Annotated in this window: 10 protein-coding genes; 2 read left to right on the forward strand and 8 right to left on the reverse strand. The window is 37.0% G+C overall.

Annotation, left to right across the window (positions count from 1 at the left end; all coding sequences use genetic code 11):
• Nucleotides 1–14: 14 nt before the first annotated feature.
• Both FORMA_RS02920 and guaB read right to left on the reverse strand, forming a co-directional pair.
• Nucleotides 15–1943 (reverse strand): peptidylprolyl isomerase, encoded by a 1929-nt coding sequence (locus tag FORMA_RS02920; RefSeq protein ID WP_069674242.1) that lies wholly within the window; start codon nt 1941–1943, stop codon nt 15–17.
• Between the two features lie 55 nt (nt 1944–1998).
• Nucleotides 1999–3471 (reverse strand): IMP dehydrogenase, encoded by a 1473-nt coding sequence (gene guaB, locus FORMA_RS02925; RefSeq protein WP_069675424.1) that lies wholly within the window; start codon nt 3469–3471, stop codon nt 1999–2001.
• Between the two features lie 200 nt (nt 3472–3671).
• Here guaB and FORMA_RS02930 point away from each other — a divergent pair, with 200 nt between their 5' ends.
• A complete protein-coding gene (locus tag FORMA_RS02930; RefSeq protein WP_069674243.1) occupies nt 3672–5894 on the forward strand; it encodes a TonB-dependent receptor family protein in 2223 nt (740 codons plus the stop codon).
• Here the strand turns inward: FORMA_RS02930 and FORMA_RS02935 are convergent.
• The 5 genes from FORMA_RS02935 to FORMA_RS02955 form a co-directional block, all read right to left on the reverse strand.
• Nucleotides 5891–6757, reverse strand: coding sequence for a hydroxymethylglutaryl-CoA lyase (locus tag FORMA_RS02935; RefSeq protein ID WP_069674244.1), 867 nt, complete (start codon nt 6755–6757; stop codon nt 5891–5893). The two genes, FORMA_RS02930 and FORMA_RS02935, sit on opposite strands and share 4 nt — an antisense overlap.
• Nucleotides 6758–6794: 37 nt before the next feature.
• The gene (locus tag FORMA_RS02940) at nt 6795–7763 is read right to left on the reverse strand and encodes a PorP/SprF family type IX secretion system membrane protein (RefSeq protein ID WP_069674245.1); all 969 of its coding nucleotides are present in this window, start codon (nt 7761–7763) and stop codon (nt 6795–6797) included.
• 5 nt (nt 7764–7768) lie between these two features.
• Nucleotides 7769–18289, reverse strand: a complete 10521-nt coding sequence (locus FORMA_RS02945) for a PKD-like domain-containing protein (protein WP_069674246.1) — start codon at nt 18287–18289, stop codon at nt 7769–7771.
• Between the two features lie 81 nt (nt 18290–18370).
• Complete coding sequence (locus FORMA_RS02950; RefSeq protein WP_069674247.1) at nt 18371–18712, reverse strand: DUF6150 family protein; 342 nt, start codon at nt 18710–18712, stop codon at nt 18371–18373.
• 70 nt (nt 18713–18782) lie between these two features.
• On the reverse strand, nt 18783–19862 hold the full coding sequence (locus tag FORMA_RS02955) for an endonuclease (protein WP_069674248.1): 1080 nt from the start codon (nt 19860–19862) through the stop codon (nt 18783–18785).
• A gap of 87 nt (nt 19863–19949) precedes the next feature.
• Between FORMA_RS02955 and FORMA_RS02960 the strand changes: the two genes are divergently transcribed.
• Nucleotides 19950–20840, forward strand: coding sequence for a nucleotidyltransferase family protein (locus FORMA_RS02960; RefSeq protein WP_069674249.1), 891 nt, complete (start codon nt 19950–19952; stop codon nt 20838–20840).
• Here FORMA_RS02960 and FORMA_RS02965 read toward each other — a convergent pair.
• A complete protein-coding gene (locus FORMA_RS02965) occupies nt 20837–21232 on the reverse strand; it encodes a rhodanese-like domain-containing protein (protein ID WP_069674250.1) in 396 nt (131 codons plus the stop codon). The genes FORMA_RS02960 and FORMA_RS02965 overlap by 4 nt on opposite strands.
• Nucleotides 21233–21240: the final 8 nt, after the last annotated feature.

Consider the following 21240-nt stretch of genomic DNA (forward strand, 5'->3'; position numbering starts at 1 on the left):
TGCATTTCTAAACATTATTGCGAAACTTTTGAAGATAATGCTTCTAGCATTTCATTGTTTACTGAAAAATTATATTTTTTTCTTAAGTTTTGAATCCATTGTTTTTCAAGCGTCTCTTGATAACTTGAGATAACAGCCCCCTTCGAGGCTTCAAAGGATAAGTTTTTTTCGGGAGCTAAAGCTGTAATATTTAAAAGGACATAACCGTCCTCAAGCGAATAAATAGAAGAAATACCAGTTGTAAATTGAGTTTGTTTTGGTAAAAGAGGATCGTCAATATTAAAAGATCCACTAGATAGAATAACTTTTTGCTCTTTAGCATTTAAAGCTGATGTGATGGCTTCGTTCGAACTACCATTTTCCCACAATTTTTTTGTTTTTTTCAGCGTGGCTTTTTTTGAGGATCGAGCAATACTAGCTGTCAATTGGGCTGGAGAACTAAACTTGTTTATATGCTCTTGGTAGTGGGCTAAAAGACCTGTAGAATCGTTTTTAGCACCATCCCATATTTTTTCTTGCATGATGTCAAAAAGAAGTAACCCCTCTTCATATTCTTTAAGAATTTGTGCATACTCTAAATTTTCAAAAGGAAGTTGTTCTTTTTTATATTCCAACAATTGATCTTCTAAGAAAATGCCATATTGTTCAGCTATAAAATTTGATTTCTGTATCCCGTTTAATTTTTTAGGAGATTTTTTATTTAAAAAAACTAAAAAATCGTCATAAGTAAAAATAAGATCTTCTATTTTAATAAACTGAGCTTGTTTCTTACTAGTATCTTTCAAAATCCATTCTTTCGATTCGTTGTCATAAACAAACAAATTAGAAATAGTGGGGAGATCTGCGGCATCAATTTGATATTGCTTTTTAAGAGATTCAATCATTTTTTTCTTAATAATTGAGGATCTACTGTCGCGTTTTACTTTTTGTTCCAAATCGTATTTTATATTTTCAAAATCTTCAACTGGGATTTGAGCATACAACTTTATGATGTGCCATCCAAACTGAGATTGGATCGGAGTTGAAATCTCACCCTCATTCAGATTGAATGCTGTATCGACAAAAATCTCAGAATTAATTTCACCAGAAGCAAAGGGTTTTAATTTTCCGCCATTTGCTGCTGAACTTTTATCATCTGAATACTGTTTAGCCAGGCTCTCAAAAGACTCTCCTTGCAACAATAAACGATGAAGTTCATTGATTCGTTGTTCAGGTGTTTGAGTAGTGTCTTTTGAATTGTTTGCAATCATGATGTGTGCAACCTCAGCCTTTCCTCTCGAGCGCCTTTTGTCAAGGACTTTAACCACATGATAACCAAACTGTGTTTTAAAAGGTTGAGAAATTTCTCCAACAGCTGTATTGTATGCTGCATTTTCAAAATCGTAAACCATTTTGAAGGCCGAAAAATACCCTAAATCTTCAACAAAAATAGATTGGCCGTCGTGTATCTCTTTTCGAAGTGTTTCAAAATCTTCATTTAAGAAACGGTTCCGTAAGGCTTGTATTTGGTTGAGCTTTGAGCGTGTGTCTTGTTGAGAATTAAAACGAACCAAAATATGCTGAGCCTTTACTTCTTCTAATTTTCGACTATACGCTTCTTGAAGTAATTCTTCTGTAATCTTTTTATCCGTAAGATAGTTTTTAATAAGTTGTTCTTTATAGCCTTTGTATTCACTCAAGTAGCTCTCTTTTTTATCGTAGCCCAGAGACCTTGCTTCAGCAAGCTTCAATTTATAGTTAATGTAAAGATCTAAATAATCTTTAATACTTTTTTGTTGTTTATCCTGAACTAGGTTGATGTTTTTCTCATAAACATTCATGAATTCATCAACTGTAATTTCCTCGCTGTCTATCGTCATTAAAACTTCTGAGTTAATTGGTAGATCTTGGCCAAAAATTGGGAATAATAACAGAAAATTTATGAGCAAAAAAAATGCACGCATAGTGAAATATTTTAAAAGAATTTAAAAGTAAAAAAATTGATTAATGTACGCAAGCTTATCGCGAATAGTTGGGTGCTTCTTTGGTAATCATAACATTATGAGGGTGACTTTCACTAATTCCAGAAGATGTAATTTTTACAAACTTACCGTTTTCTTTTAGCGTTTCTATGTCTTTTGCGCCGCAATATCCCATACCCGCGCGAATACCACCAACAAATTGATGAATACTTTCATAAAGGTCTCCTTTATAAGGGACGCGGCCTACAATACCTTCTGGAACTAACTTCTTAATATCATCTTCGACGTCTTGGAAATAACGATCCTTACTTCCTTCTTTCATGGCTTCTACAGAACCCATCCCTCTGTATGATTTAAACTTACGCCCTTCGTAAATAATGGTTTCTCCTGGGGATTCTTTGGTACCCGCCAGTAGTGAACCTAACATCACACAATCGGCTCCTGCGGCTAAGGCTTTTGGAATATCTCCTGTATAACGAATTCCACCATCGGCAATAACAGGAACGCCCGAGCCTTTTAGTGCAGCTGCAACTTCAAGCACAGCAGAGAATTGAGGAAAACCAACCCCTGCAACAACTCTTGTTGTACATATAGAACCGGGACCAATTCCAACTTTAACAGCATCGGCACCAGCGTTAACCAAATACTTGGCTGCCTCAGCTGTAGCGATATTCCCAACAACTACATCTAATTCCGGAAACTCCTTTTTAATGCTTTTAAGTACAGACACCACACCTTTGGTGTGTCCATGCGCAGTATCTATAACAATAGCATCCACACCAGATTGAACAAGTGCGGAAGTACGCTCTACTGCATCATGGGTAACGCCAATAGCCGCAGCTACGCGCAAACGACCATAATGATCTTTATTAGAAATAGGCTTCTGAGTAAGTTTGGTAATATCACGAAAAGTTATTAAGCCAATGAGCTTAAAATCTTTATCAACAACTGGAAGTTTTTCTATTTTGTTTTCCTGAAGAATAACTTCAGCTTGTTGAAGAGAAGTCCCTTCAGAAGTCGTAACTAAATCTTGAGCGGTCATCACCTCAGTGATGGGACGATTATTGTTTTTTTCAAATCTTAAATCTCTGTTGGTTACAATTCCTTTCAATAATCCATTTGAATCGACAATTGGAATCCCGCCAATACTGTGTTCTTGCATACTTTTCTTAGCATCACTCACAATAGCATCTAAATCTAGTGTAACTGGGTCAATGATCATTCCGCTTTCCGCACGTTTAACTTTTCGGACTTCAATAGCTTGTTGACTTATAGACATATTTTTATGCAATACACCAATACCTCCTTCACGCGCTATGGCAATAGCCATTGCACTTTCAGTAACGGTATCCATAGCTGCAGAAACTATAGGAACGTTTAGGCTTATGTTTCGTGTAAAGCTAGTCTTTATACTAACTTCTCGTGGTAATACCTCAGAATAAGCAGGAATTAGGAGTACGTCGTCGTAGGTAAGACCTTCGCCAACAATTTTTGAAAGGTGTGCTTGCATTGCAATTAGGTTTAATTGCATGCAAATTTAGGGCTTTTTTTGGTATTTATAACTACAACAAGAGATAATATCGAAGCTACCAACAGAGATTATTTATTTTATTTATAATTAATCTAAATAAATTTTGTTTAACTAAAAATGGTTTGTATATTTGTCGCAGAAAACTAATATTATTTTTAATAAGTCTAAATAAGAATTAAATGAAATACCGCATATTACTACTAGCTATAATGAGTATAGGAATTATAAATGCTCAACAAACCAAAACAGAATCAAATGATTCAATTCAGGAATTAGATCAAGTCTTTATTAGCACCAAAGTGATTTTTGGGAGTAAATATGAGGCTGAAAACAGATCCGGTTCTTCATACTACCTTTCTCCAAAAGAATTAGAAAAATTTGGATATACTGATATTAACCGTGTTTTGAGAACTGTTCCGGGTGTTTCAATTTACGAGGAAGATGGTTTTGGACTACGTCCAAATATTAGTTTACGAGGAACTTCTCCAGAAAGAAGTGCAAAAATTTCGGTTATGGAAGACGGTGTTTTGATAGCTCCTGCTCCTTACAGTGCACCTGCAGCATATTATTTTCCATCAATTGCGCGCATGCAAGCAGTAGAAATATTAAAAGGAAGTAGTCAAATTCAGTATGGTCCATTCACAACTGGAGGAGCTATTAATTTGGTGAGTAATCAAATTCCGAATGCATTTAAAGGAAGTCTTAAATCAAGTTACGGAAGTTTCAATACACACCAAACACATGTCAGGATTGGCGATTCCAAGTCACAATTTGGATATTCTTTAGAATACCTAAAAAACAACTCTAAAGGATTTAAAGACCTTTTAAATAATCGAAATACAGGATTTGACAAAAATGATGTAGTTGCTAAATTTAAAATCAAAAGTAAAGAGACAGCTAAATACAATCAAGCACTGACCTTTAAGTTTCAATATTCAGATGAAGTTTCAAACGAAACTTACTTAGGCCTTACCGAGTCTGATTTTAATGAATCTCCTTTTGCCCGTTATGCAGCCTCTCAAAAGGATAAAATGACAAATAAACACCAGCAATTTTTATTAACGCACGAGATAAACGTTTCTAACTTTTTAAAAATTACAACCAGTGGATATTACAACGGTTTTTCAAGAAATTGGTATAAATTAAATGATGTGGTTGTTGATGGAGATAAAGTAAAAATTGCATCAATAGTGAACAACCCAACTGCATACACCCCTTATATGGATATCATTAGAGGCACATCAAATTCTGCAGCGGATGCTTTATTAGTAAAAGCTAACAATAGAGCGTATATATCCAAGGGAATTCAAACGAAATTAGATTTTCACTGGAATGGCGAACAAGTATTTCACGATTTAGAGATTGGCCTCCGCTATCATTATGATGAAGAAGATCGTTTTCAATGGAAAGATGGATACAACATAATCAACCAACAGATGAATTTGACCACTGCCGCAGCACGTGGCTCGGATGCAAACCGAATTAGCAGCGCTAAAGCATTTGCAGCTTCGATTTTATATAAATTAAAATATAAAAATTTAACGGTCACTCCCGGTATCAGATACGAAGACATTAAGCTTCAAAGAGAAAACTTTGGTAGTGATGACCCAAATAGAAGCGGTAATGATCTTTCGACTAGAGATAATAATGTAGCGATTTTCATTCCTGGTATTGGAATAAACTATAAGTTAAATAATTTAACCTCAATTTTTGCTGGCATCCACAAAGGATTTTCACCACCAGGAAATCAATCGGGACAAAAGGCAGAAGAAAGTATTAATTACGAATTAGGAACACGATTTAACTATAGAGGAATTAGAGGTGAAGCCGTTGCATTTTACAACGATTACAGCAATCTTTTGGGCAGCGATTTAGCGGCTAGCGGCGGAACAGGCTCATTAGATCAATTTAATGCAGGTGAGGTAAGTGTCAAAGGACTTGAACTTCTATTGAATTATGATTTGATGGAAAAAAACTCAAACTTTTCGATGCCGCTCACATTTGGCTATACACTAACTGATGCAACATTTCAAAATAATTTCGGAAGTGATGAAGACTTGTGGGGGGAAGTGGAATCTGGGGATGAATTGCCTTACATTGCAAAACATCAATTCAACACTTCAATCTCGTTAGAGCACAACAAATTCGAACTCCATCTCAATGGGCGACAAAACGGGGCTTTTAGAACATCTGCTGGAACAGAGTCAATTAACAGAAATAATGGTATCACTTCTAATTTTATAGTTGATTTCTCTGGTAAATACCACATTAAAAACAACTTGAGCATAACCGGAATGGTGATTAATGTTTTTGACAACACATATGCTGTTTCAAAAGTTCCTGCTGGATTTAGACCCGGTCATCCTTTCGGAATTTATGCAGGCATTGAATTTCAATTTTAGGAGTATTTAGAAAACAATTTAGATGCCTCATTGTGCGCGCTTTCATAGGCGAGTACATCGAGGCTGTTTTCTGCTTTTTGAGCTGTGCAATACGAAATAAGTTTTTCTGTAGGCATATTTCCTGTCAATTCGTCCTTAGCCATAGGACAACCTCCAAAACCTTGAATTGCACCATCAAAACGCAAACAACCAGCTGTGTAAGCAGCATCTACCTTGTCATACCATGTTGATGTGTGGGTGTGTAAATGAGCTCCAAATTCCACCGATGGATAAGCAGGGATAAGTTGAGAAAATAAATATGATATTGTTGATCTAGAGGATGAGCCAATTGTGTCACTTAAAGACAATATTTTAACCCCCATTTTCTGTAATTTATAAGTCCACTCCCCTACTATATCAACATTCCATGGGTCACCATAAGGATTTCCAAAGGCCATTGACAAATAAACTACAAGTTCTTTATCATTTTGATGGGCGGTGTCTAAAATCTCTTTTAAGACTTCTACCGACTGAGCAATAGTTTTATGTGTATTCCGCATTTGAAAATTTTCAGAAATCGAAAATGGAAAGCCTAAATAGTCTATCTCTTTAAACGCTACTGCCGACTTAGCCCCACGAACATTTGCGACAATAGCAAGGAGTTTACTCGTTGTTAAACTTAAATCTAATTGAGCAAGAACAGCTGAGGTATCTTGCATCTGCGGTATTGCTTTAGGCGAAACAAAACTACCAAAATCAATAGTATCAAAGCCAACACGTAAAAGGGATTGAATGTACTGAACTTTATGCGCAGTAGGAATAAAGGTTTTTATACCTTGCATGGCATCTCTAGGACATTCAATAATTTTTACACGACTAGGCATGGGTAGGCTTTAGAGTATAAAAATAATATTTATTTAATTAATAGTCAGGACAACCGAAACAATTGTCATTATTTAAGAAATCATAGCTTACTGATAGCTCGTATACCCCACCTGTTCGTCCAATTTCTGTGACATTAAAATCATAGGAATACCCAAAACGGAACCCCTCCCAATCCATACCAACAAAGGCATTGATGGAAGTCAGAAAATGACTGTTTGAATCTGTTTTTACTGGATTTGTAGCAGCTAAAAGTCCAAATGCAAAACGATCCATTTCATATTTTGCCCCCAAATCGAACCGGTTGTAAGCACCTTGCATCATACCATTGGCCAAAACAAATAATTTATTATCACTTCTGTAGTCTCCAAAAGGGATATAAAGAGAACCGTGTAAGGACATAAACATTTCTAAATTATCCTGACCTTCCATCTCCATTGAAATATTAGGCTGATTCAAATGCTTCAAAGTAAAGCCTACCCATGAGTTATCTGAATTAAATAAAACAGAAGCGCTAAAATCTAAAAATCTAATTGTTTCGTTAAGATTTATTGGATCGATACTATTGACATTTATTATACCACTAAAAATATTGATTTGATCTTCCAAAACTAGATTTTGAAAACCGAAGTCTTTAGCTCCATATCCAACAGAAATACTTGGACGTACATTCCACTCTTCAGATATTGGGAATTGATATGCATAATTTAAGTTTACTTGAGTAAAATTATAGCGAGTAGTTGTTTCTTTATGATTTAAAACACTAATCCCAACACCACTGTTTATTTCCTCGAACCAGTTATCTACAAAGGCAAATTGAGTATTTATGCTAAAGTTTAATCCTGGCCACTGAGTACGATGAATTATACCCGCTCGTGTAGATTGTTTAGCTCCAGTAAAACTCGAACTTAAGGTTTCAGGAACCATAAAAAATTGGGTGTGGATCGGGTCTTGAGAAAAGGCCTTAGAAAATGTTAGTATTAAAAATATATAAAGTGCTTTTTTCATACTGATTATTTGATAAGGGTTACAGGTCCATTAAGATCAATCACAGCTCCGTTGAATGTTGTTGCCTCGACGACCATTATGTAATTTCCGTTTTCAGCAGGATTACCATCAATAGTTCCGTCCCAACCATAAATATCTTGATTTTCAGCTACCTCAACATAAATTAAGGAGCCCCAGGTGTCATAAATACTCATTTTAATTTTTGTCATACAATTTGAAACTGGCCTTATGGTTTCGTTTATTCCATCTCCATTTGGCGTAAACGCATTTGGTAAAATAATTTCATAACCTTTTGTGATATCAATAGTCTGAAAATAGGTGTCAAAGCATCCGTACAAATCCTCGACCGTCAAGCTAATGGTGTAAGTCCCAAGAGCGTCGTATACATGTACAGGAGTATCAACTCCAGTAAGTGTAGGTGAACCATCGCCAAAATTCCATGAAAAACTAGTGATATCTCCCGTTGAAATATTTGTAAAGTATATTGGATCTGATACAACAAAAACATCACAAAAATCACTATTCGCAGAACTCATTGTAAAGTCAGCAAGTCCAAATTCAAAAAATGCAATAGGATCTAAAGGAAATTCAATTGGCGGGCAACCATTTATGATTCCATATTGATCATTTACAAAAGCTGAATAATTTCCAGGAACAGAGGTTTGCATAACAAAAGGGTTAGCGGCATCAACAATACCACCAGACCATGTTACTTGGTATGGAGGCACACCTCCATTGACAATAATAGTATTGATTTGCGTTGCTGTATCTGTATCACAATCAATATCAATTGTATTGGTTATGACTGCTGTAATCTCAGGAGGTCTGACTAGTGTAATATCAGGAAATGGATTTTGTAATGAACAATTATTAATATCTGTGACATCAATAGGATAGGTGCCAGCACTCAAATTATTCAAACACCACTGTCCACCACCATTGTCTACCCAAGCCGTTCCTACAGGAAATGGGTTTGTTCCACCTGTGATTGTAATACAAATAGACCCATTGTCAAATTCCCACGCTGGCGTTGTATTACAGTCGGGTTGAATAACTTCAAAGTCTATAATATTAATGGGGTCAGGTTCGTCAATTGTGATTGCTTGTGGACCAAAGCGACACGTATTTTCGTCAATAACCTCATAAAAATATGTATTTGCCAGTTGATTAAAAGTAACGGGCACTCCAGTGGTGGTATTTAAATTTGTGATGAAAATATTATTTTCATCATAGAGGTTTACTGTTAGAATTCCTGTTCCACCTGTTGGTAATACATTGACTTGTCCAAAATCGCCAAAACAAGGCGCATCGTCAATGGTGTAGGTAGCTAGAAGTTCTGCTGGCTCGGCGACAACAGTCGAAAAATCATCCTCACATCCATTAGCATCCGAAACAACAAATGTAAAAGGACCACTCAAAACGTCTTGAAGACCAGTACCAGTATACGGAGGTACTCCACCCGTTGCTGTTATATCGTAAGTAGCAAGGCCACCGAAACAATCAATTGGGTCAACCAAAGTGGCTGTAATGACCAATTCGTCTGGTTGTGTGAGCGTATAATTTCTTGTGATTAGACTCGAACAATTCGGATCTTCTATTGTGAGAGTGTAATCACCTGCAATCAAAAAGTCAAATTCTAATGTTGTAGACACTGAATTGACCGTATCTGTCTCTAAAACATCTCCAGTTGCATCCTCTACAAAACTGTATTCAAAAACTCCAGACCCACCGGATAAATCTATTGTTATTGTACCACTATTTGCAGCATTACAGTCAATATTAAATCCATTGTAATTTGAAATTATTTCTGTTAAAATTATAGGATCAACGATTTGGTTTATGGTATAGACGGGCGATATGAATTCACACCCACTATCATCTAAAACTTTTAAAATATAATTTCCTTCACAAGCATTGACAAGTTGATTTGGATCATTAACATTAATTAGAGGACCAAAATCAAAAACACCTGAATCAGGTATAGTTTCAGTATACCATTCTACCAAATTGTAAGGGGTTATACCACCTACGGTCTCTACCTCTATACTTCCATCGCAGGGTTGAACACCCACATTGTTACAAGAAATATCGGTGAGTGTTATTAGTGTAAATTCTACAGGATCTGGTGGTGGAACTTCATATTGATATACATAAGTACAATTGGAAGAATCTGTGATCGCTAATTCATATACACCAGGACATAAATCAAATTGATCCCTATCAGTTGGATTAACTATAGGATTACCATCCAAAGAGACCCAATTGTATGTAAACGGTGCTAAACCTACAGGGCTAATCTCTATACTTGAAGTACATAAATCATCTGTGTAACTACAGCCAATTGTTGTGATAACTTCGTTGATTTCTGGTGATGGAAAAAGATTTATCGTAACAGTAAACACATCTCCAGTACAAAGCAATGTTGTAGGATCGGATGAGGCATAATAATTTGGCGTAACCGAAAACACTGCCGTCTGAGTATTGACTGTTGGATTTTCTAAAATACCTGAATCAAAAAATGCTTCCTCAACACCAATTGAAGCACCTGTAATACCACCAGTAATAGTGGGTAAACCCCAAGAATAGGTAGTCAAATCTGGAACAATTGTATTGGCATCTGGCAAAGTACCATGCAAAGGAGTCAATATATAGGAACTTGCATCACATAGGTCTTCAACCACGTCAGGGATAAAAGGTTTAGGCTCAATTGTTATTACAGCATCAAAAGTTGGCCCAATACAACCATCAACTTCAGGTGTAATGGAGTAAGTAATTTGTTGTATTTCATTTGTGGTATTCACAAGGGTTTGTGAGATTAAATCTACAGCAGAAGTTTGATCTGACGAACCTGTTAAATTAGCGTTAGGTACAGAAACAACCCATGTATATTGTGTTCCAACAGGCACAATCGTTGTGGCCGAAGGTACACCATCTTGAGGTGAAATTGTAAAAGGACTTCCACTACACTGTGTGTCTTGTGTTTCTGGACCTGACAAAATAAAAGGCCCTGGTTTTACATCCACGGAGACAGTAAAAGGTAAGCCATCACAACTTGTCAAACTAGGTACCACAGTGTACACAACGGTTTGAACAACAGAGCTCGTATTGATTAATGTTTGACTGATTTCATTTTGTGCAATGGGTTGATCAATATCCCCAGTCACATCTGGGTTATCAACAACAGTCCAAGTATAAGTTGTACCCAATGGAACAATATTGTTTGGATTAGGAATTCCTGTTTCTGGCGCTACTGTAAGAGTATCATTGCTACAAATAGGGGCAACAATAATATCCTCGACAAATGGACTAGGACTAACGACAACTTCTACCTCGAATGGTAAACCATCACAAGTGCCATTAACAGGGTTAACTTGATATATGATGGTTTTGGATTCATCTGAAAGATTGGTTAGGTTTTGATTTATTGTCGGAACTCCTGTGGTTTGATCACTATAACCAGTAAGGTCTGCCAAATCTGCACCAGGAAGCACGGTCCAAGTATAAAGTGTATTCAATGGAACAATCTCCGTCGGAGCGTTATCAAAAGGGGTCAATTCGTATGGTACACCACTACAAGCTCCTAAATTTTTATTTCCGATTGATGGGCGAGCAGATACAGTTACGGTCAGTTCAAAAGGCACACCATCACATCCATCTTGAGATGAAGGGGTAACAACGTAGACAAGGTCTTGATCGGTATTAGAAAGATTTTCTAAGGTTTGACTAATTTCATTTTGGGGTGAAGATTCGTCACTTTGTCCAATAACATCTAGATTAGGCAGTACAGTCCAAGTATAAGTAGTGTTTACAGGGACAATAGTTGTAGATGTTGATCCATTTGATGGAATAACATTAAAAGTATCTTCGCTACAAATGACTTCATCCATTGCAAAAATTTCAGGGGTCGGCAATACTGTTATAGTGAAAGTCTGTGTAGTTCCAGCGCAACCATCGAAATACGGAGTTAAAGTATAAACCAAATCCTCTGCAAGATTCGATGCATTTGTAATTGTTTCACCAAAAATTGGATCTGAAACCCCAATTGGACCAGCATTAGTTGTGTATCCACTCAAATTTGAACCTGCAGAAGTTACCGTCCATTCATATGTAATTGAAGTTGAGGGAAGTGTGGGTGAGTTGACAAAAACATCATTAAAATTCGATTGACTACATATTGTTTGGTTGGGAATCGCATCAAGACGCGCTGTTGGATTGATAGTCAAAACATACAAAGATGTACCGCCAGAACATGCTGTAGTGTCATTGGTAGTTGCAGTAGCCGTGAAAATTACATCAATAGGTTCATCTGTTGTGTTCTCTAAGTTATACGAAGGAATAATCGTTGTTCCTTGATCATCACCAGCAACAAAACCTATCAAGCCAACAGGGCTGTTTCGTGTCCATGAAACATCAGTATCTGGGCTTGGTGAAGACAGCGCCACAGGAACACTAACCGTTTCATTGCATAAATTTTGGTCTAATTGATCAAAATTAACTTGCGGACTAGGATTAATCGTAATAGTAAATTGTACTGGATTACCTGCACAACCATTAGCAGTAGGAGCTACCTCATAAATAAGCTCATATGCCGTTGTAAGTCCGTTGGTAAGCGTAAGTGCTGGCAAAGTACCCACACCATTGAGATGTGCTTCGTAACCAGTAACCTCGGCAGGGATACTGGTATTTGTAAGGGTGTATTCAAAAGTCGAACCTGTTACCGTAGCATCAAATGTCACTTCAACAGAATCCTCACCGCTACACAATACCTGAGCTATTGGTGTAATAGAAGAAATTTCCGGCACGGGTAAGACATTCACGACGACTTCAAAAGTAGCACCTGAACAGGATCCACTTTGTGGTGTCACCACATAAGTAATTGATTCAGCAATATTGGTTGTGTTAGTTAGTGCCTGCGTGATTGTCGTTTGACCCACGCTTTCATCAGACCATCCTGTTAGGTTTGGATTGCCAATAGTTGTCCAAGTGTATGTTGTGCCAGATGGTACAATTTCTGTTGGCAGGTTGTCTAATGGATCAATTTCAAAGGAAGTCCCACTGCATATTTCATCAGTTTTGTTTAAAACAAATGGGACAGGATCAACAATTATAGTGACTATAAAAGGTTGGCCAATACAACCCAAATCTGAAATTGGAGTAACTTGGTAATCAACGGCTTGAGGTGAACTGTCATTATTTACTAAAGTTTGTGAAAAGAAAGCTTCACCAGAAGAAGTACTTGTACTTTCACCACTAACACTTAAATTATCTACAAAAGTCCATGTATACGTCGTATTTACGGGAACAATATCGGTCCCACCTAAACCATCTCCAGAAGGAATAAAAGTTACCGTATTTGATGAACATGTGGTTAAAGTTTCATCTGCAATTGTAGGCGTTGGGTTTACTGTCACAGTAATATCAAAAGTGTCGCCGACACAATTTCCTACGCCGTCTGAAATTGGTGTTACCGTATAAATTATTTGTTTGGGAACATTTGTTGTATTTTCCAAAGTTTGAGCAATTGACCCTTGTGGAATTGAATTATTTGAAGCTCCTAAAATAAATGGATCTGAATTTACTGTCCATGTATAAAGCGTGGGGTTTGGCACCACATCACTGCTGTTGATACCCCCTCCATTTGTGGGAGTTACAGAAAATGATGATGATGAACAAACGGTTTGAGTAACATCATCTATTGAGGGGATTTCGCCTACATTAACGAGTGCACAATCCGATACAATTGAACTACATCCCCCTTCAGTAAACGCCAAAACAACGAAATAATACACAGAACCTACAACATCTGTTGGTGGAGTGAAACTCGCTGAATTAGCGCTAACAATAGGAGTAGCCAAATCTGTATTATCACATACAGTACTTTGATACCATTGATAACTAGAAACACCCACACCGTCGATGTAGTTTACAGAGAGAGTACTTGGGGCGCTATCCCTACAAACAGATTGTTCTATCAATGGTTGCTGAATAATTGTTGGCTCTGGGTTAATAATTATTTCTGAAACATTACTCACTGTTTCACAACCTGATGTTAGGGTTGTCACCAAGCAATAGTAAAAAAACTGTCCAGAAATACTCGTGTCTGGGGTATATGAAGGGTTATTTGCTCCAGTTAAAGCGGTTCCTCCTGTATTCGTATTTGTAGTATTGCTGTACCATTGGTATTGGTATAACCCATCGCCACCAGAAGCAGTAACTTCTAAGTCTATGGGAGTAGTGTTTTCACAAAGAGTTTGAGATGGTTCAGGGATGGTGAGCATTGGATCACCTACAACTTTAACCTCAATAGGATCAGAAAATGTACCGCCACAACCATCTCCAGAAAAAGAAATAGACACCCAGTAATAATAGTTTCCGGGAGTATCCAAAATTCCTAAATCAAGAACAGGAGTGTTCGAATCTGGAATAGGGTTTCCTCCTGTCATGTTGACTGTATTGACAAACCATTGATATGTTGGGGTACCACTTCCTCCATCATAAGATACCGTTAAAAAATCCGGTGATAAGCTACCTCCAACACAAACTGTTTGAGGAGTGTTTGGAAAACTGGAAATGCTTGGGGTGTCTTGTACTATAACTTCAACCGTAGCCGAGGGCACAGCATTACAGCCATCGTCTAAGTCCACAACACAGAAATAATAGCGAGCTCCTTCAATATTGTTAGGAGGTGTAAACTGAGGATCATTTGTACCCACAAGCGTAGCTCCTACAATATCATTACTATCAGATGTATTGTAATACCATTGATAAGTTGGTGTAGCTGAGGCTAACCCACCTGTGTACGAAACTGTCAGAGGGTCAACTGCACCTCCAACACATAATAACTGAGGAGTAGATGGACTTATTGAAACTTCATGCGTTGGAATCACAGATATTTGAAAAGTTTGAATTGCTCCTTCACAAACCACAGAAGCATCAATGGGGTTGACATATGAAGGCGTCACTGAAACTGTAGCTATTTGTAAATTGTTCGTAATATTAGTTGCGTTAAATGGCACTATATCGCCTGTTCCCGTAAGAGGTGCGCCAATATTGGTATCAATCTCCCATGCGTAGTTGATTACTCCAGTCGTTTGAGGTGAAGTAAATTCTATAGGTAAAGTTAACTCACCATTACAATAAGTCAAATTTCCAACAGGATTCATTTCAGCTTCAGGGTTTACGGTTATAGTATATTGCACGTTTATCCCCTCACATCCTGCCGATGAAGAGGTACTTGCTTGAGCTGTAAAAATCAAGTCTATAGGTACGGAAGCAGTACTAGTCAAATTCAACTGAGGAATTGTAGTTGTTCCTAAATTTTGTGTGATGCCGGTAATATCTGGATATAAACTTGCATCTATGGACCATGAGATGTTGACTGCTGGAGTTAGTGAACTTAAATTGACTATTTCTGATACTTGGCCGCTGCAAATCACTTGATTTGGGCGATCAAACTCTACAGACGGAGCGGGATCAACAGTGATAGAAAATGAAACCGTATTTCCAGGACATCCTTCAAATTCAACACTTAAATCATAATTCAAAGTAAATGAACTCGTCCCTGTGTTTTGGATTACTGTTCCCGTCAGTTGGCCACTACCATTAGGTTGTGGATACCCTGAAATGGTTGCTGGTATTGAAGTCGAAGTTAATACCCACGAGTAATCTACGCCAACAACATCAGAATTATAGATGGGCGTAGTAAATGCCGTTCCGCCACATATGACTTGGTCTACAACTGAATCCATTGTAGGCGCTGGCTTTATGTTTACAGTAATCAAAAAATCATCGCCAACACAGTCACCACTATCTCCAGACGTAGGGGTTACCGTGTACACCACTGTTTGTGTACTATTTGAATTGTTTGTGAGCAATTGACCAATTGTACTTTGTCCTGTACTTTGATCTGAATCACCAGCTATTTGCGCATTTTCGTCAATTACAGTCCAAGTGTATGTTGTATTTGTAGGTACAGTATTTCCCGCTATAGTAGTTGGGTCAATATTGAAACTTTCTCCGGAACAAATTTCAACTGTTTCATCTTGAATTTGAGGTTTAGAGGCCACAGTATAAACAAAATCTACGGGTGTTCCAGAACAGCTATCTACAATCGGTGTCACAGTATAGACTACACTTGCCGCAGCATCAGTGTTGTTGATTAACGTCATGGCAGGAATAGTGGATTCATTTGTAAGATTTAAATAATCCTGAACAGCAGAATCTGCGGTAGTAACAATTGAATATGTAGTCCCTAGCATGTCTGAATTAAATACCACTTCATCAGAAGTTTGACCTGAACAAATCACTTGCAAAACGTCTGTATTTGTGAGTACTGGTGTTTGGTCATAAACAAAAGAAAATACATCTGAATTAGCGCCTCCACATACTCCATTGACTTCGACAGTTATAAGATACTCTCCAAAAGTTAAAAAATTAAGGACAGGATTTGCACTAGAAGGACCTGTTCCGCTAATAAAAGCATAATCTGAAGAAGTAACGCCTACACCTGAGACAGTCCAGTTGTATGAATCTGGAGCGTATGGTGAAACACTGTACGTTGGCGCAATAGAAGGATCGCTAAAGTCAAGAGTGTAACCATCTGAAACTAGTGCATCATTTGTTTCACAGATTGCCAGTGAAGCGTCGCTAAAATTGACGGTTGGATCGCCAAGAACGGTAATGGGTTTGGTTACTGAGTTTACTCCACATAAATTAGAAATCGTCTGTGTAACTTGATAAACTCCCGGTGTATCGAAAACGACCTCAGGGCTTTGTGAGTTGCTAGAAGAGGGAGCTTGAAATGTATATCCAGAACTTGGTGAAATAGTCCAATTATAATTGATTGATTGACAATCGAATTGATCTATATTTGACAGGTCATTCAGAGTAACTGATTGATCAAAACAAATCTCTGTTATTGCTTGACCAGAGTCATCTAAAAATTGGAAATCAGGATCTGTTATTGCTTGTATTTCAATAGTTTGTGTAGGTGTGGTCGATTCTAATTGACAAAGGTCTTGATTATAAGCGACTAAATAAATTTCCCAACACCCAGGTATGACTTGATTTGCAGGAATAATCAAATCATCCCCAACCAACCATGACTGAAGAACTTCAATTCCATTTACGTAAACAAAGCTAGTGTTTTCTGGTCCTTTTACATACCAATCAAAATTTGCTCCATCCAAACATGTCCCTTCTAGCCCCCATTGACCAAGAATAGATGTATTAGTTGCTGTGATAGGCTGCGCCTCACACTGTTGTTCAATTAGAGTAAAACTAGCTTCGGGTGCTTCACTGACATTGACCGCTTTTTCTGTTCCAAGACCATTCACTGAGTATGTATTACAGGTCTCAGTATCACTAGTTCTAAATTTATTGTATAAACTTTTCTGAATAATGAAATTTGATCCCGATTCGCCCTGACCACTTTCACAAGAAACTGTATTGTAGATATGCTTGATCTCAGTTCCATCAAACATAATTTCTGCATGTGTATAATACTCTACAGCAGATCCATCACCATAATCAAAACTGTAGTATGAACCAGTGTAGTTACGAGCTATCCCTGAAGTACTATTGTCTATTGCAAAAATAACCTCCTCGTTCAAGCAAATAGTTTCAGATGTAGTATTTCCTAAATTTGTATTGTTGCTATGCCATAAAAAAACAACAGAGTAAATAGATGATACTCCCTGTGAGTTTATTTCATGAATTTCTATGTTGTAAGTTCCAATTGGTAGCCCTGTAGGATTAGTTGGATCAGTATCATCAATAGGTAAATTGATAGAGGCTACCCCAAAAACATCGTCAATTATTAAATTTTGCGAATATGCGCCAGCATTGAAAACATCATGCAGATATGCGGTATAACTACTTCCTGAATTTTTGGAAAAATTAAAATTGACAACACCAGAGTTAACTCCGCTATCGTTAGTTTGTGCACCAAGACCACGATTCAAACTTCCTGCAACGGGGAATGCAGTTACGTCTAAAGCAGAATATCCATTATCAGGGTCATCATAACAATAGAAAAAATTATTATTTATTGAAGGAATTCCAGAACTAATACTTAAATAATTTGAAACAGAATCTGAAGAAACATCAAAAAAATCGGTTTCTGTCAAAATCTCTGAATATGTACCGCCAGTTGCAGTCAATCCCTGGGTCGCTCGAACTCTCAACTTATAAGTTCCAGAAATCAAAGAGCTTGGTAAAACACCATTTATCAAAGATGTATAAAAATCAAAAACTTCATTCAACTCCGTAGGGGCTGAAAAATCTCCTAATTCGTCGCTTAACTCTAAAACAAACTTATTATTGTCTGGGTTGTCAGTCCCAAGAGCAGAGGGATTATCCATTCTAAAAATACCTTTGGGATTGATATGGACTGACACACTAGATCCACTGCCGTAGGTCGCGGAAGTATTAAAATCGATTAATTCTATTTCTGCAAATTCTTGCTGTGCGAAGCTGAAAAAACATGTCAGGGTAAGGACTAATATTTTTAAGAATTTAATAATCATAGAGGTTAATTTATTTAATACAATCTAAGAAAAAATTAAACAAAACACACAATCAAAAAAAGAAAAATTTTCAACGTCTAGTTAGTAAAAAAGATACCTTTTTGGATTCTTACGCCATCCAGCTTGACTTTCATACTCCACAAAATAAACAAGAACATCTGCTTGACTTTGATAGTCTACAAAATAAATTGTTTTATCTGACTGGCTTTTGTAGTCAACAAAATACCATAATCCATCATTTCCTTTTGCTTGACTCTTATAGTTAACTTTGTAGACATTTAAATCAGCTTGACTCTCATAGTCAACCACAAAGACTTTGATATCAGCCTGACTCGCATAATCAACACTAAATACTTTTTGAGCAAAAAGTAGAGATGAACTAAAAATTAAAATTGCACTAAACTGAATTTTCAACACACTCATTTTTATGGTTGTTATTTAAATAATACACCTTCCTTCGTTTCAAATGATGAACTTTTTTAGTTTTAAGAATTTATCGAACCATAAATTTCACTTGTGACGTCCCTTTTGGATGCACCACATGAACTATATATAAGCCTGACGAAAAACTTGACACATCTATAGTTTTGGAACGGCGAAAACTTGCTAATTCGTGACCTAAGTGACTGTATATTGTGACATTAAAATCACTTTCTCCAAGTCCACTAATTTCTATATGGCGGTTTGTAATTGTAGGAGATATCGAAACTAAAACCTCATCAAATACTGCTAATGATAGTGTTCCCCATGAATCATTTGCTGCAGGTCCATTCCAAATTAAAGTGGCTAAATAGGGATTATCAATAAATGGGTTTCGGTTGCCCTGATAAGACGAAATTACATCATTTCTTGTAAGCTCTAAAGCTGAAACAGGATCTTCCTCATTCCATTCCAAAAAGACATCCGGCATGTCACCATTAGGAGAATAATTGGCACTTCCTGTTGCAGAGTTCATGGCTTCGCATTGCGAAGGGTAACGCAAATACATATACATAATAATACGTGCTACATCCCCTTTCCATTCATCACCAGGATAAAAATAACCGTCATTTGTAACTTTGGATTCAACCCCCGAATCGTCAATAAACAAGCGATTGCTGCGCTGTGTGTTTTTCTGAGAATCTGCAGCACGGAGGTTGTGCACATCGGTGCCAGGACTAGGATAATCCGTCACTAAACTTGGGTTTGCAAGTGACTTTGCAAATACATGCTCCCTATTCCATAAGCCTGCGGTGCCTGTACAGCCTGAAAAATTACATTTTTCAAAGACGCCTCTCAAACGATCTGAAATAAACATACCATCGTTGTTATCATATCCATACACAAGAAGTACATTGTCTGAGGTCGAAAACTCTAAATCACTTGTACTCAAAATATCCCAAGTGTCTGTACTCTGTGCGGTGTAAGGAATAAATGCAGTATGCGTATTAATAATAAGTTCCGATAGCTGAGCTTTCAAATCATCACCTGTTTGAGAAAAATCAATTGATGAGTAATATGTAGGTTGACCGTGTAATAAAGTTGAACAAAATACAAACAGAAAATAAATAGTGGTAAATAGGGTTTTGATCATTTCAAGCTAAAAGGGTTAACAAAACAAATTTACAAAATAAATAAAGGAGTTGATTAAAAAAGCTATTTTTGCTGCAAAAAACAAACAATGACTTTACTTCTTATGGCAGCAGGTAGCGGCAGTCGCTACGGAAAACTAAAACAATTTGATGATCTCGGACCTGCTGGGGAATTTTTGATGGAATTCAGTATTTTCGACGCACTTAAAAACGGATTTGACCACATTGTTGTCATTACAAAAGAAGAAAATCAAACATTCTTAAAAGAACACCTAGCAAAGCGAATTGGAACGGCGGTAAAACTTGATGTTTTAGTTCAAAAAATTGAAGATATCCCAAGTGGAATAACAATCGGTGAGGAACGCAAAAAACCATGGGGAACAGCACATGCTGTATGGACTGCAAGAGATGTCATAAAAACTCCTTTTGTCATTATCAACGCAGATGATTATTACGGAGAAAAAGCTTTTGAAAGCGCCGCTAATTTCATTAAAAACCAAAAAGACTTTGCTGCTTTTGCACTAGTCGCCTACCGCTTGAAAGACACTCTTTCTGATTATGGATCAGTATCCAGAGGAGTTTGTTCCGTAAAAAATAAAACACTTAAATCGATTAAAGAACGTACAAAAATCGTAAAGAATGATGGGAAAATAATCGACGAAGAGTCCGGATTAGAGTTAAGTGAAGATGCTTCAGTATCTATGAATTTCTGGATTTGTACACCTCTTATTTTTGATTATACAAAAGACTATTTTTCTCAATTTTTAGCAGATAAAAATAACCACGAAAAAAAAGAGATTTACTTGCCTTTTGTAGCACAAGAAATGATGGAAAATGGACATATCTCAGTCGAAGTTTTAACCACCAACAGTCATTGGTTTGGCGTCACTTATTACGATGACAAAAAAACAGCAGTAAACACCTTGCTGAATCTCACTGAAGAAGGCACATACCCCGCGCCATTGTGGCCAAAAGTCTAGTCTTCAATGCTTAGGGCTTTGAATTTCCACTGAGAAAAACCACCCTCCAAATCATATATTTTTTCAAAGCCTTTTTCAACCAATTTTGAGGCACACTTGGCACTTCTGCCTCCAGATTTACAATACACAATGATTGGTTTGGATTTGTCCAGAGTTTCAATTTGCTGGTCAAAATTTTCATCATAAAAATTTATATTTTGTGCATCAGGCACATGGCCCTCATTGTACTCTGAAGGTGTACGAACATCGACCAACTGAATCTCTTCTGTATCCATTAACTCAATCATTTCGTCTGTTGATATCAGTTTCAAGCTCTGGGCTTTTGGGGTTTGTTTGCAACTGTGAAATACACAAGTAAGCAGTAGAGAAATAAGTAAATAATAGCGTTTCATAAATCGCT

The sequence above is a fragment of the Formosa sp. Hel3_A1_48 genome, from assembly GCF_001735715.1.
Lineage (GTDB): Bacteria > Bacteroidota > Bacteroidia > Flavobacteriales > Flavobacteriaceae > UBA3537.

Bases quoted from the DNA above. Each gene is read 5' to 3' on its own strand.
- FORMA_RS02920 (WP_069674242.1), bottom strand. From the start codon at position 1,943: ATGCGTGCATTTTTTTTGCTCATAAATTTTCTGTTATTATTCCCAATT.
- guaB (WP_069675424.1), bottom strand. From the start codon at position 3,471: ATGCAAGCACACCTTTCAAAAATTGTTGGCGAAGGTCTTACCTACGAC.
- FORMA_RS02930 (WP_069674243.1), top strand. From the start codon at position 3,672: ATGAAATACCGCATATTACTACTAGCTATAATGAGTATAGGAATTATA.
- FORMA_RS02935 (WP_069674244.1), bottom strand. From the start codon at position 6,757: ATGCCTAGTCGTGTAAAAATTATTGAATGTCCTAGAGATGCCATGCAA.
- FORMA_RS02940 (WP_069674245.1), bottom strand. From the start codon at position 7,763: ATGAAAAAAGCACTTTATATATTTTTAATACTAACATTTTCTAAGGCC.
- FORMA_RS02945 (WP_069674246.1), bottom strand. From the start codon at position 18,289: ATGATTATTAAATTCTTAAAAATATTAGTCCTTACCCTGACATGTTTT.
- FORMA_RS02950 (WP_069674247.1), bottom strand. From the start codon at position 18,712: ATGAGTGTGTTGAAAATTCAGTTTAGTGCAATTTTAATTTTTAGTTCA.
- FORMA_RS02955 (WP_069674248.1), bottom strand. From the start codon at position 19,862: ATGATCAAAACCCTATTTACCACTATTTATTTTCTGTTTGTATTTTGT.
- FORMA_RS02960 (WP_069674249.1), top strand. From the start codon at position 19,950: ATGACTTTACTTCTTATGGCAGCAGGTAGCGGCAGTCGCTACGGAAAA.
- FORMA_RS02965 (WP_069674250.1), bottom strand. From the start codon at position 21,232: ATGAAACGCTATTATTTACTTATTTCTCTACTGCTTACTTGTGTATTT.